This is a genomic window from Streptomyces albiflavescens (assembly GCF_014645835.1).
Classification (GTDB): Bacteria; Actinomycetota; Actinomycetes; order Streptomycetales; family Streptomycetaceae; genus Streptomyces; species Streptomyces albiflavescens.
Genome location: NZ_BMMM01000025.1, coordinates 44,544 through 57,281, shown reverse-complemented (window position 1 = coordinate 57,281; position 12,738 = coordinate 44,544). Strand labels below are relative to the sequence as shown.

At 69.6% G+C, this 12,738-nt stretch carries 13 protein-coding genes and 1 pseudogene; 6 read left to right on the top strand and 8 right to left on the bottom strand.

The annotated features are described in order from the left end of the window. Window positions 1-528 precede the first annotated feature (528 nt). A complete protein-coding gene (locus tag IEY95_RS43180) occupies window positions 529-1,017 on the bottom strand; it encodes a TetR/AcrR family transcriptional regulator (RefSeq protein ID WP_189191833.1) in 489 nt (162 codons plus the stop codon). Window positions 1,018-1,311: 294 nt separating this feature from the next. On the opposite strand from IEY95_RS43180, the gene IEY95_RS43175 reads away from it, so the two are divergent. Further along, complete coding sequence (locus IEY95_RS43175; protein WP_229703761.1) at window positions 1,312-2,787, top strand: MDR family MFS transporter; 1,476 nt, start codon at window positions 1,312-1,314, stop codon at window positions 2,785-2,787. Window positions 2,788-3,164: 377 nt separating this feature from the next. Here IEY95_RS43175 and IEY95_RS49790 read toward each other — a convergent pair. The 4 genes and pseudogenes from IEY95_RS49790 to IEY95_RS43160 all read right to left on the bottom strand — a co-directional run. Then, window positions 3,165-3,368, bottom strand: a pseudogene (locus IEY95_RS49790) (SRPBCC family protein); the annotation flags it as partial. Beyond that, window positions 3,340-4,089 (bottom strand): hypothetical protein, encoded by a 750-nt coding sequence (locus IEY95_RS43165; RefSeq protein ID WP_229703760.1) that lies wholly within the window; start codon window positions 4,087-4,089, stop codon window positions 3,340-3,342. The gene IEY95_RS43165 and the pseudogene IEY95_RS49790, both read right to left, overlap by 29 nt. Before the next feature lie 68 nt (window positions 4,090-4,157). Continuing rightward, window positions 4,158-4,403: a hypothetical protein gene (locus IEY95_RS49785; RefSeq protein WP_229703759.1), complete on the bottom strand. Its 246-nt coding sequence runs from the start codon at window positions 4,401-4,403 to the stop codon at window positions 4,158-4,160. A gap of 392 nt (window positions 4,404-4,795) precedes the next feature. Then, window positions 4,796-5,656: an alpha/beta fold hydrolase gene (locus IEY95_RS43160; RefSeq protein ID WP_189191750.1), complete on the bottom strand. Its 861-nt coding sequence runs from the start codon at window positions 5,654-5,656 to the stop codon at window positions 4,796-4,798. A gap of 227 nt (window positions 5,657-5,883) precedes the next feature. Between IEY95_RS43160 and msrA the strand changes: the two genes are divergently transcribed. Beyond that, the gene (msrA, locus tag IEY95_RS43155; RefSeq protein WP_189191749.1) at window positions 5,884-6,399 is read left to right on the top strand and encodes a peptide-methionine (S)-S-oxide reductase MsrA; all 516 of its coding nucleotides are present in this window, start codon (window positions 5,884-5,886) and stop codon (window positions 6,397-6,399) included. A 70-nt stretch (window positions 6,400-6,469) separates the two neighbouring features. Here msrA and IEY95_RS43150 read toward each other — a convergent pair whose 3' ends face one another. Then, window positions 6,470-6,754 carry a hypothetical protein gene (locus IEY95_RS43150; RefSeq protein ID WP_229703758.1) on the bottom strand — a complete coding sequence of 95 codons (285 nt, stop codon included), beginning with the start codon at window positions 6,752-6,754 and terminating at the stop codon, window positions 6,470-6,472. 244 nt (window positions 6,755-6,998) lie between these two features. Further along, window positions 6,999-8,057: an alpha/beta fold hydrolase gene (locus IEY95_RS43145; protein WP_189191748.1), complete on the bottom strand. Its 1,059-nt coding sequence runs from the start codon at window positions 8,055-8,057 to the stop codon at window positions 6,999-7,001. A gap of 596 nt (window positions 8,058-8,653) precedes the next feature. Here IEY95_RS43145 and IEY95_RS43140 point away from each other — a divergent pair. After that, window positions 8,654-10,096, top strand: a complete 1,443-nt coding sequence (locus IEY95_RS43140) for an aldehyde dehydrogenase (protein ID WP_189191747.1) — start codon at window positions 8,654-8,656, stop codon at window positions 10,094-10,096. On the opposite strand, the gene IEY95_RS49780 is transcribed toward IEY95_RS43140, so the two are convergent. Beyond that, window positions 10,066-10,512, bottom strand: coding sequence for a Rossmann-fold NAD(P)-binding domain-containing protein (locus IEY95_RS49780; RefSeq protein ID WP_229703757.1), 447 nt, complete (start codon window positions 10,510-10,512; stop codon window positions 10,066-10,068). The two genes, IEY95_RS43140 and IEY95_RS49780, sit on opposite strands and share 31 nt — an antisense overlap. 282 nt (window positions 10,513-10,794) lie before the next feature. Here IEY95_RS49780 and IEY95_RS43130 point away from each other — a divergent pair, with 282 nt between their 5' ends. From IEY95_RS43130 to IEY95_RS43120, 3 genes are all read left to right on the top strand, one after another. After that, entirely contained in the window at window positions 10,795-11,223 is a 429-nt protein-coding gene (locus tag IEY95_RS43130) for an organic hydroperoxide resistance protein (RefSeq protein WP_189191746.1), read from the top strand. Between the two features lie 114 nt (window positions 11,224-11,337). Continuing rightward, a complete protein-coding gene (locus IEY95_RS43125) occupies window positions 11,338-11,547 on the top strand; it encodes a hypothetical protein (RefSeq protein WP_189191745.1) in 210 nt (69 codons plus the stop codon). 684 nt (window positions 11,548-12,231) lie between these two features. Next, window positions 12,232-12,678 carry a VOC family protein gene (locus IEY95_RS43120; RefSeq protein WP_189191744.1) on the top strand — a complete coding sequence of 149 codons (447 nt, stop codon included), beginning with the start codon at window positions 12,232-12,234 and terminating at the stop codon, window positions 12,676-12,678. The last annotated feature ends 60 nt before the right edge of the window (window positions 12,679-12,738 follow it).

The following is a 12,738-nucleotide window of genomic DNA, read 5'->3' as shown; positions in this document are numbered from 1 at the left end:
GGCGAGGGTACGTCGTCGTCCCTCTGCGCCGTGGTGGCGACTGTCCCTGCGGCTCGCCGCCTGGACCTCGAGGGTGGTGCGCTCCCGGAAACACATGCCGGGCGGCTGCACGTGTGACAGCGCGGCCGGTGGCCGGCCCGTCACATGCTCGGTGCGGTCCCCCCGACAGCGAGCGGCTGCGCCCGTGACATGCCCGACGTCCCGCCACCCACACCTCACGCAGAAGACTAGATGGTGCCGGGGGATTTCGTCACTCGGTATGGCTGAAAAACGTTCTTGTTGCACGGCCATATCTCCGGCTGAGAGGTGTCGGACGCGCGCCGGACATCTCCCGCCGGGTGTGTACCTTTTGCTGCAATACATGTTTCGTCGGCCCGACGTCGCGAGCCGCCAGGACGAACACCACGATGAGCCACTCGGCCCGCGCGTTCTGGCTGCGCTCACCGGGCCGCGGAGATACGTGACGTAACGCTTCCGGAGCCGGGGGACGACAAGGTTCTGGACGGACATCTTCCGGGCGGCGGTGTTTCAGGACGCTCTGAGGCCGTTCAGCAGGGTGTCGACGACGACGTCCGCCGCCTGCGCGGGGCTCAGTTCGGGCAACTGTCGGGACACGAGGTGCATGAGCTGGGGCAGTAGCGCGCTCGCCCATCCCGCCGGGAGACCGGGGCGCAGCAGGCCTTCGTCGGTGGCCCGCCGCAGGAAGTCGTCGACCTCGGCGACACAGGCGTCCCGGCGCGCGCGGACGCTGTCGTCGGCGAGCATGCGGGCGAGGTCGACGGGCCAGGTGCGGTTGACGGCGATGATGTTCTCGACGTAGCGGTGCAGGGCGACGGCGACGGGCGCCTCGCGCAGTCGTGCGTCCTCGATGGCGTGCTCGATGGCCGTGAGGCGGGTTTCGTAGATGGCCGCGAGGAGTTCTTCGCGGGAGGCGAAGCGGCGGTAGACGGTGCGTCGGTCCACACCTGCCGCGGTGGCGATGCTCGCGATGCTCGCGCCGGGGTCGGCGGCGAGCATGCGTGCTCCGGTGGTCAGGACGGCTTCCAGGTTGCGCGCTGCGTCGGCTCTCACCGCACCGAGTCTAGTGGCGGAATGTGAAGCCTGAGACATCTAACGCCTCTCGGAAGTAGAACCCTTCCCGATAAGTGCTACAGTGATGTGACAGATAGGTCCGGTAGTGCCAAGCCGATGAGTCTTATCGTCTGGCGATGGTCGGCACACCGTCCATGTGCACCACTTCCAGAGAGGCAAGTTCCGATGTCGAAGGCAGACAAGTCCGCATCACCCAAGGCAGGTGGTGTGGCCCCCGCCATGAGCGCGCTGATCCTGGCGGTCCTTCTCGCGGCCCTGGACCAGACGATCGTCTCGACCGCGTTGCCCCGGATAGCGGAGGACCTGAACGGATTCGACGACATCGCGTGGGTCAGTGCCGCGTATCTGCTCGCGTCGACGGCGGCGACACCGCTGTGGGGCAAGCTCGGCGACATGTTCGGCCGCAAGCGGCTGTACCTCGCCTCGACCTCGATCTTCCTGATCGCCTCGGTGGCCTGCGGTCTGGCGCAGAACCTGCCCGAGCTGATCGGCGCCCGTGTGCTGCAGGGCGTGGGCGGCGGCGGCATGATCGTGCTGACCTTCGCCCTCGTCGGTGACATCGTCGCCCCGAGCGAACGCGGCCGCTACCAGGGCATGTTCGGTTCGGTCTACGGCGTCGCCAGCATCGTCGGCCCTCTGCTGGGCGGCGTCTTCACCGACCAGCTGTCGTGGCGGTGGGCCTTCCTGGTCAACCTGCCCGTCGGCATCGTCGCCCTGGCCATCGCCGCACGGGCGCTGCCCGCGGCCACCCGGGGTGCCAAGGCCCGGATCGACTACCTCGGCGCCACCATCCTGGCCGCCATCGCCACCGGCCTGGTCCTCATCACGTCCTTCGGCGAGCGCTGGGGCTGGGGCTCGCCCGCCATCGTCGGCCTGATCGCCGCGACCGTCGCGTCGGCCGTGCTGCTGGTGCCGGTCGAGCGCCGCGCCGCCGCCCCGGTCCTGCCACCGGCCATGTTCGCCTCCCGGACCGTGGTCTTCTCCTCGCTGATCGGGTTCTTCGCCAACGCCGCGATGTTCGCCGTGCTGGTCTACCTGCCGACCTACCTCCAGATCGTCCACGGGGTCTCGGCCACTCTCTCCGGCATCCACATGCTTCCCCTGGTCGCCGGTCTGGTCGTCAGTCAGTCCCTGGCCGGACGCTGGGCCGCACACGTCGACCGGCTGCGAGCGATCCTCCTGGCAGGCCTGCTCGCCAACCTTGCCGGGCTGCTCCTGCTGGGCACGATCGGGGCGGCCACCAACACCCTCGTGCTGAGCGTCTACTTCCTGATCACCGGTGTCGGTATCGGCATGGTGCCCATGGTCGTACTGACCACCGTCCAGAACAGCGTGCCCACCGCCGATCTCGGTTCCGCCAGCGCCGTGGTCACCTTCGCCCGCTCCATCGGCGCGGCCTTCGGTGTCGCCGTCTTCGGCACCCTCCTCAACACCGGCTTCGCCGACCGCACCCGCGACCTGGCGACGGACGGTGGCTTCGACGCCGCCCGCCCCGACACCATCGGCCGGCTGCCCGCCGCCCTGCGCGACACCGCACTGGACGCCTTCGCCCACGCCACGGCCATCGGCTACCTCTGGATCGCCCCCACCCTCGCCGTCGGCATCCTCCTCGCCCTCTTCCTCAAGCCGGCGCGGAAGACCGGTGAGGTGGCCGCCAGTCCCGCCCCCGCCAAGGATGCTGTCCCGGCCGCCTGACCCACCGGACAACGCCCTCGACCGGCCGACGCCCTCACCGGGTGCCGGTCGGCGGCGTTTTCGGACGCCCGCGGTGCTCGCCGGGCACCGGCTACGCGCCGCCGTCCTTCGCGGCGCTCTCCGAGAGCCTCTTGAGCTGGGAGACCCACAGGGAGTCCAAGCGCTGCGCCCACAGGGGGGGACAAGGTGTTGAGGGACTTGGCGGCGGGGCCGCGGACCACGTTCTCGGGCACCACATGGGTGCCGCCCGCGACCGCCGTGAGCAGCCAGGCCTGGTACAGCTGCACACCGGCGCCGATGCCCGACCAGCCGAGCCGACGGTGCGGCACGTGCTCTCCCACGAAGATCTCGAAGCGGTGCCTGTGGAACCACACCTCGAACGTCCGGGCGAGCGGCTCGGTCCGAACCTCGGTGACGCCCGGAACCCATTCCGGCCACCGCGCCACATCGGTGAGCAGCGCGAAGGCCGTGACGGGCGGAGCGTGCACGACGGCCTGTGCCTGACAGAAGCTGTGGGTCTGATCGGGCGAGAAGCCCGACGGCCAGTGGATGTCAGGATTGCTGTCCGAGGCACCGAGCATCCGGTTCCCCTCTGTCCCCGCGCTGCAGCCGGTGGCGCGCGGCCTCCTCCAGCAGGCCCGCGACGGTCTCGTCCGGGCCCAAGGCTGCCTCTCCCAAGTGCCAAGCGCGGCGCTCCAGTTGGTCACGGAGCGCGTCGGCGAGTGCCTGATGGGCTCTTCTGCGTTCCGAGGCGGTCGCCAGCTCCACCACCGCGGAGCCGATCAGCGGATGCCGGAAGGACAGCCGCCGGTTGTCGGCCGAGATCGTCACCAGCCGGTTCTGTTCCGCGGGGGCGAGGTCGTCGACGGCGGCCCGGCCGGCCGCGGCCGCCTCGACGGAGGCCAGGTCACCGCTGCCGTCGAGGGCGGCGATCAGCAGCAACTCCCGGCTGTGGCCGGGCAGCTCGGCCACGCGCGAGGCGAAGATGGCCTGCAACCGCTCGCTCAGGGGCAGCACGGTGGGCATCGCCGCCAGGGTCGCGCGCTGCTCGGCGGAGAGCGCCACCGGCAGCTCCACCAGCGCCAGCGGGTTGCCACGCGCCTCGGCCGCGATGCGGCGCACCGCGGGGGAGACGTCGGGGTGCGCGAGGGCGAGCAACTCGGCCGACGACGCGTCGTCCAGCGGCTCCAGCCGACGCTCGGTCAGGCCGCTGGACTCGAAGAAGCTGTCGGAGCCCTCACGGGAGGCCGCGAGAAAGCCGATACGGCTGCCGACGAGCCGCCGGGCCACGAAGCCGAGCACGGCGTTGGTCGCCCGGTCCAGCCACGGCAGGTCGTCGATGATGAGCAGGAGCGGCGTCCGGGCGGATATCAGCCGGGCAGCAGCAGAGCCGCGGTGGAGGTCAGCAGGCGGTCGGGTGCCGGCCCGCTGCCGGTGCCGACCGCGACCCGCAGTGCGTCGCGGTGGACGGGGCCGGGAGCGGATGCCACCAACGGGGTGGTCAGGCGTTGGGCCGCTTCCGGCGTGTGGGCGGCCAGGTAGTCCTCGGAGAAGGACAGCGAGGTCAGGAAGGCGCTCTGCTTGTCGTCGCGGCGGGCGTGCAACGACGCCCACATCTCCAGGCTGAGCCACAGCGCGGTGCGGGGCCGGGCGAAGCCGGACAGGTGAACAAGCCGCGGACCCGGCCGGGATGGCGGGCGGCTACCTTGACGGCGGCGGCCGCGCCGAGCCAGGCCCCGGCGATCACGAAGTCGCTCGGCCCGGCCTTCTGGGCTGTGGCCACCACCTGGTCGGCCACGACATCCGCCTCCAGCAGGCCGGCGGCGCAGCGGACTGCGCCCCGATCCGGGGAGGTGGGGAAGCACGACGGTGTACTCGGCCGCGAGGCCGGCGAGTAGCGCCATGACGTCCAATCTCCTGCGCACCGCACGCCTGTGAGGTGCCGGTGATGCCCATGGCGTCGCCCGAGGACGGCGGGACCTCGAGTCCCGCCGTCCTTCGAGGGGTGTCAGCGGACGGTGGCGTGGGCGGCCCGCTCGATCACGTCGGCCACCAGGTGGGGGTGGGAGACGGCGACCGAGTGGGAGGCGGCGACCTCGGTGGTGTGCGCGTGGGCGCGCATGGCCATGAAGCGCTGGACGGCGGCGGGGATGTTGAGGTCGCGGGTGGTGACGATGTCCCAGCTGGGCTTGGTCTTCCAGGCCGGGGTGGTGGCCTTCTCCTCCAGGGCGGCCTGGGCGATGGGACGCTGTTCGGCGGCCATGAGGGCGGCCTGCTGCGCGGGGACGTCGGCGGCGAACTGGTGGCGGAACTTGTCCTGCTGGATGTACAGGTCGGTGGCCGTGGAGCCGTCGGCCTGCTTGTAGGTGACCGGGTCGAGGGCGTCGGGGAGGGTGGAGCCCGGGTACTTGTTGGTGAGCTCCAGGGCGCTCTCGCCGGGAGCGGGCAGGAAGGCGGCGACGTAGACCAGGGCCTTGACCTCGGGGGCGTCGGCGGCGGCCTGGCTGATGACATTGCCGCCGTAGGAGTGGCCGACGAGGATCTTCGGGCCCTTGACGTGGTCGAGGACCGTGCGCAGGGCGGCGGCGTCGGAGGCCGGGCCGCGCAGCGGGTTGGCGGCGGCGACGACGGGGGAGCCGTCGGCGCGCAGGTCCGCGATGACACTGTTCCAGCTGGAGCCGTCGGCGAAGGCGCCGTGCTCCAGGACGATCGTCGGCTTTGCGTGTCTGCCGGCGTCGGCGGCCCCGGCGGTCTCGGTCGCGCCGTTGGCCGTGCCGCTGAGGGCGAACGCGCCGAACGCGAGGCCCGCGGTGACCGTCGAGACCACACCCGTCACCAGCCGCTTGCGTCCACCCTTGATGCTCACCACGACTAACCCCTCTCAGACATTTTCTCGGTACATGAGGCGGTCCGGCCTTGCCGGGCTTCGTCACCGCCCTGACTGGTGACGAATTTGTCATGTGATCCGTCACCTGTCAAGATGGTGACGAAAGGTGTAAGGACTTCCGTGCCTGCCTGCGAGCTTGGAGCCTGCGCGGCCAGGCGCGGATTGATGCGGACCGGCGCGGACACGCGCGGACAGAAAGGTGAGGTGCCATGAGTGACGCCGAGGAGAAGGCGCTGCTGGCGGGTGGCTGTTTCTGGGGCATGCAGGACCTGATCCGGGCGCTGCCCGGTGTGGTGCACACCCGGGTGGGCTACAGCGGCGACGACGACAAGCCCGAGGCCACCTATCGCGACCACGGGAAACACGCGGAGTCGATCGAGATCGCCTTCGATCCCGCGGTCACCGACTACCGCACGATCCTGGAGTACTTCTTCCAGATCCACGACCCGACCACGAGGAACCGGCAGGGCAATGACATCGGCCTCAGTTACCGCTCCGCCATCTTCTACCTCGACGACGAGCAGCGCCGCGTCGCGCAGGACACCATTGCCGACGTCGACGCGTCCGGGCTGTGGCCGGGACCGGTGGTGACCGAGGTGGTGCCGGCCGGCCCGTTCTGGGAGGCCGAGCCGGAACACCAGGACTACCTCCAGCGCTACCCGGACGGCTACACCTGCCATTTCCCGCGCCCGAACTGGCGCCTGCCCCGGCGCGGCGAGTCCTGAACACCGACGCGGCCGGGGAGGGCGATGTCCTTCCCGGCCGCGCGTCACCCCGTCGGCAGGGACCGTCGCCCTACTTCGCCCACGGGTCCCGACAGGACTTCGCCCACGGGTCCCGCGGGAAGATGTCCGCCGGCGCCGACGCGCAGCCGGAGAGCATCCGCTCGCCCTTCTCCGAGCTCGCCGGCCGGACGTCGCCCGCGACCCCGGACTCGGTGATCCGGTTGAAGGGCACGGCCGTCCTGGGTCTCCAGGTGTCCCGCACGACCTGCCGTCCGGTGCCGAAGTAGCCGGCGGACGGGATCGACGTCGACAGCGCTGCGGTCAGCTCGGTGGTGAGGGCGTCGAGGGCGGTCATGTTCCCGCCGTGTCCGTTGACGATGAGGATGCGTGAGAAACCCGCCCGGATCCATGCGTGAGAAACCCGCCCGGATCGATGTGTGAGAAACCCGCCCGGATCACGGAGCGGCAGATGTCACGCAGCTCGGCGGCGGTCAGACGGTTCCGCTGGACTTCGCTCATCCGGGACTCCAGAGCGGCGTTCGGTGCGTGCTCTCGGCGTGCCGGGCGTCGCGACGCCGCGGAGATCCATCAGAAGCCCCCTAGAGGTGGTCGGCGTCGACGACGGCCTGGGCGAAGGTGGTGGGTGCTTCCTGCGGCAGGTTGTGGCCGATGTTCGCGATGGTGCGGTGCTGGTACGGGCCAGTGAAGTGGACGCGGTAGGCGGTGCCGTCGCCGGCCGGGGTGAAGGGGTCGAGGGCCGGGTCGAGGGTGATCGTGGGAACGTGGATGGGAGGCTGGGCCGCGAGCAGCTTCTCGTAGCGGTCGTAGCGGCGTTCACCCTCGATGAGGCCGATGCGCCACCGGTAGTTGTAGAGAACGATGGCGGCGTAGTCGGGGTTCTTGAAGGCCTGGGCGGTGCGCTCGAAGGTGGCGTCGTCGAAGTTCCAGTTGGGGGAGACGAGGGTCCACACGTAGCGGCACAGGGCGATGCGCTCGTCGACGTTCTCCATGGCCTTCTTGCCGCGCTCGGTCGCGAAGTACCACTGGTACCACCAGTTGTGCTCGACGGCCGGAAGGGCGGGCTCAAGCTGCGTCTTGACGTTGGTGATGACGTAACCGCTGGTGGAGACAAGGGCCTTGACGCGCTCGGGCCACAGGGCGGAGATGATGTCGGCGGTGCGCGAGCCCCAGTCGAAGCCGGCGAGGACTGCCTTGTGGATCTTGAGGGCGTCCATCAAAGCGATGATGTCCAGCGCGACGGCGGACTGCTCGGCGGTGCGGGGGGTGTTCTGGGACAGGAAGCGGGTGCTGCCGTGACCGCGCAGGTAGGGAACGATGACGCGGTAGCCCAGGTCGGCGAGCAGGGGGGCGACGTCGACGAAGCTGTGGATGTCGTAGGGCCAGCCGTGCAGGCAGATGACGACCGGGCCGTGGGCGGGGCCGACCTCGGCGTAACCGATGTCGAGGAGGCCGGCCTTGACCTGCTTGATCGTGCGGAACTCGGTGTGGGTGCCCGGGGCGATGGTGGGAACGGAAGCGCCGTCCGGTTTGTGCGAGGCGGTCGCGGCGGATGCGTTGGTCTGCAGGCCGGACAGCGAGACCGCGGCCGCGCCGGTGCCCAGGCCGACGGCCTTGCTGAAGGTACGCCTGTTGATCATGTGAAAACCCTCCGTCGTACGTTTCCGGTGACCGGCCCGTGCCCGGGAACCGCCCGCTCACATCGGCGCTACGAGATCACCGCGGCTCTTGGCGCGACGACCCTCGCACATCATTCGTCACCCGTCAAACAGGTGACGAGTGATGACTTCGATGAGGATGGGCGGCAGGTCCGGGACTGTTCCACTCCGGGAGCGGGACCGGCGGCACATACTCTCGCCTGTGATGAAATCCGACACATCAGTCATGTGACGGTCAGGTGCGGACAGCGGTACCAGGTGCGCGGCGCGTCCTGTGTGTCGCAGGAGTGCTCACACTTCCCGGTCCAAGGCGCGGCGCCCTACGTCATTTGACTGCGGGAACGTGAGGTCGACGCGTAGTCGTGCGTCCTCGATGGCGTGCTCCGGTGGTCGGGACGGCTTCCAGGTTGCGCACTGCGTCGACTCTCACCCCTTAAAGGTATCGTCAATGTAGAGGATCAAAGCTTTGTAAGCACGTTGATGTGCAGCTAACAAAGAGAAGTGCTACATTGACGTGGCAGTTGTTTTATGGCGCGTCCGAACGGACTGAACCGAAAGCACCGGAAGAGAGAAAGCACATGATCACCTACGACCGGCTTTTCATCGGAGGTTCCTGGGTCGAGCCGAGCAACCCTGAGCTGCTCGACATCGCCTCGCCGCATGACCGGTCGGTGGTCGGCCGTGCCGCGCAGGCGCAGCCGGCGGACATCGACCGCGCGGTTGCCGCGGCACGGGTGTCCTTCGAGGCGGGCGAGTGGCGTCTGACCGCGCCGGCGGAGCGGATCGCGGTCCTGCGGCGGTTCAACGCGCTGCGCGAGGAGAACGCGGAGAAGATCGCGCACCTGATCTCGCTGGAGAACGGTTCCGCCGGATGGTTCACCCGTGCCGGACAGCCCGGCCTGACCCGGCAGGCGAACGCCTACCTGAAGGCGGCGGAGGAGTTCGGCTGGGAGGAGACGCTCGTGCCCTCCGACCCCGCGTCCCCGGTGCGCAGCGTGGTGCGCCGCGAGGCGGTCGGCGTCGTGGCCGCGGTGATCCCCTGGAACTCGCCCTTCTCCTCCGCCACCTCGAAGGTCATCCCCGCCCTGGTCGCCGGCAACTCCGTGGTCCTCAAGGTGTCCCCGGAGAACTCGCTGAGCATGGGCTTCCTGGCTGAGCTGCTGGAGCAGGTGGGCCTGCCCAAGGGCGTGATCAGCGTTCTGCCCGCGGACCGGGAGACCAGTGAGTACCTGGTGTCGCACAAGGACATCGACAAGATCGCCTTCACCGGCTCGACACAGGCAGGCCGCCGCATCGCCGCGATCGCCGGCGAGCAGCTCAAGCGGGTCAGCCTGGAACTGGGCGGCAAGTCCGCCGCCATCATCCTCCCCGACGCCGACATCGAGAAGGCCGTCGCGGGCGTGAAGTTCGGCTCCCTGCTCAACAACGGCGAGTCGTGCATCGCCCAGACCAGGCTCCTGGCCCCGCGCAGCCGGTACGAGGAGGTCGTGACCGCGCTGAAGGAGTTGGTGGAGTCGCTGAGGGTCGGCGACCCGGGCGACCCCGACACCTTCATCGGCCCGATGATCCGTCCCGACCAGCAGGAGCGGGTGCGCAACTACATTCAGCTCGGCATCGACGAGGGCGCCCGCCTGGTCACCGGCGGCCCGCAGATCCCCGAGGGCCTGGAGAAGGGCAACTACGTCACGCCCACGGTCTTCGCCGACGTCGACAACTCCATGCGCATCGCGCAGGAGGAGATCTTCGGCCCCGTCCTGGTGGTCATCGCCTACGACGACGAGGACGACGCCGTCCGTATCGCCAACGACTCCGAGTACGGCCTCTCCGGCGGTGTCTGGTCCTCCGACGAGGAGCACGCCCTGGCGGTCGCCCGCCGCGTCCGCACCGGAACCGTCACCATCAATGGCGCCTCCGTCGCCTTCGACGGCCCGTTCGGCGGCTTCAAGGCCAGCGGCATCGGCCGCGAGTACGGGGCAGTCGGCCTCGGCACCTACACCGAGTACAAGACCATCACCGTCTGACCCCGGCCGGACCTACCCCGGCCGATCGCACCACACAGGATGACCGCCGATGGCGGCAGATGGCCCGACCAGCTGCCGCCGTCGCGGCGTTCTCGGCTGTCCAGCGACGGTTCCGCGTTGTCGGCGGCACCCGGGAAGTCCGTGCTGAACGCCAGCTCCTTGCCGGTCTCGAACTCGGCCCGCAGCTGGTCGAGTTTGACGCCGATGCGCCGCTGGGCGTCGCTGCCCAGGACGACCCAGTGGGCCAACTCCGGGGCATTGACGGCCTGGTAGATCGCCTCGGCGGCCCGCTCCGGGTCACCGGGGAACATCTCCGGCGTGAGGTTGCTCATCATGGCGCGGAAGGCGCCGGCCGTGGCGGCGTAGTCCTCGATGCCCTCGCCGGACACCTCCAGAACCCGACGGCCGTGAGGCATGTGTCACTCGATACCGATGGCACAGCTGGGACATGTCACGCGTGCGGCAGGGGACATGTGCAACCGCCGCGAGCAGGCACGCTGTCGGCTGTGGTGTGCCGCCGGTCGGAGGTGGACCGGCCCGCCGTGGGAGAGGCGGCCATGGAACGTCGCACATCACTGCCTTGACGGGTGACGAGAAGGGCTGCCATGATTGCGTCACCGCTTCAACCAGTGACGCGAAGAGTGTCCTGGTCAGCAGGGCGACCGAAGACCTTTCGATCCAGATGGGGAGCACCAGTCATGGCAGTCAGCTACACCGCCGTTGTCGACGTCGACGGAGAGGGCCGCAACGGCGGTCACGCCCGCTCCTCCGACGGTCTGCTGGAGACCAGCCTCGCCCTCCCCAAGGAGTTCGGCGGCGCAGGCACCGCGACCAACCCCGAGCAGCTCCTGGCCGCCGGCTGGGCCGCCTGCTTCCTCGGCGCCCTGCGCCGCGCCGCCACCACTCGCAAGATCCGGCTCACCAGCACCACCATCACCGCGGAGATCACCCTCGCGCACGGCGACGACGGCGAGTTCTCACTCTCCGCGGTGCTCACCCCCGTTCTCGGCGGTGTCGACCAGGCCACCGCCGACGAGCTCGCGCGCGCCGCTCACCAGATCTGCCCGTACTCCAAGGCCACGCGCGACAACATCCCGGTGACCATCAACGCCAGCGCCGCCGCCTGATCCGTCCCTCCCCAGGACCGCGGGTCCCGTGTTCCCCTCCACGCCCCCTTGCACGGGACCCGCCACCCCCTCAGCGCCACACCCACACCGTCGAACGAAGAGCGAGAGCAGGACATGGCCTCCCTGACGCACACACACGTACGGACTGCCAAGCATCGTCGCTCGGAACTCGACCGTGTCTCCGGCGAGCAGGTGTCCCGAGGCGCGGCAAGCTCCGAGGAGCGTGACTGCCCGTCCGACTGGCCGACGGACCCGCAGGTGTGGAACTGGGCGGAGAGCGCGGCGCTGTCGGGATACGGCCCGGCCGCTTCGAGCTTTCTCTGACGCGCGGGCCGATGGGCCTGCGCGGGCGGAGGCGAGATGACCGGTCCGGGACCGGATCGTGCCGGACAGGTCGCCTCGCTGTGAAGGGAACGCCAGTTGTGCCGGCCGTGACGCGTGAGAACAGCCTCGACGGCGGTGGCCATCGCGCTCTCATCAGTGGCGTTGGGGTGCACCGGCGCGGCCGGCGTCTCAGGGGCGAAGGTGCCGGCACACCGTCGGCCTGCGGGTCCGTCATGTCGGCGGTGTGGGGACCGGAGCAGCCGACGTCCGTCAGCGTCGCGGACCGCGAAAGCGCCACCAGCGAGGGGTAGTTCTGGCTGGAGCGCAGACAGGTCGCGTCGACCTGGGTGGGCACGAGCGGTGCGGAGGCGTAGGAGTCACCGAGGGCGACCTGGTCCACCTTGTGCCGGCTCTCCGGGGCCGTGCTCGGTCGATGGCCTCTGACGGCAGAGCACCCGACATTCACACGTATCCGAAGGCCGCCAGGTGCTGATGGCTTCGGTGACAACGTGGCCAACGCGGTCGGCCCCGGCCGGAAAACACCGTCAGGTGACCGAAGCGGCACGTGTTCATCGCGGCCGACACTGAGAGCACGGCCCGCGCCGGTGCGTGTGAGCACCGGTGACGAGTGTGGTCTCAAGGCTCACAACCCATGACCGAACCATCGAAAGCGAGAGCACAACCATGGACATGAAGCTCGAAGTCGTCATCCTGCCCGTCTCCGACGTGGACCGCGCCAAGGGTTTCTACGTGGAGCAGCTCGGCTGGCGTCTCGACGCCGACTTCCCGATCAACGACGGCTACCGGATCGTGCAGGTGACCCCGCCCGGCTCCGAGTGCTCGATCATCTTCGGGCAGGGCCTCACCCGGCAGGAGGCGGGCACGCTCCACGGCCTCCAGCTGACCGTCACCGACATCGTCAAGGCCCAGGAGGAGCTGACCTCCCGAGGTGTGGAGGTCTCCGGCCCGTTCCGCGACGAGACCGGCGCCTTCCACCACGCCGGTGGCTCCCACCGGGTGCCCGGCCTGCACCCCGAGCGGGCCAGCTACGGCACCTTCGCCGCCTTCAGGGACCTCGACGGCAACGAGTGGTTCCTCCAGGAGGTCACCGAGCGTGCCCCCGGGCGCTGAGACCGCCACCCACCACGGACCACGACACCTATCCGACCGTCATCCAGCCACCGGAGGACA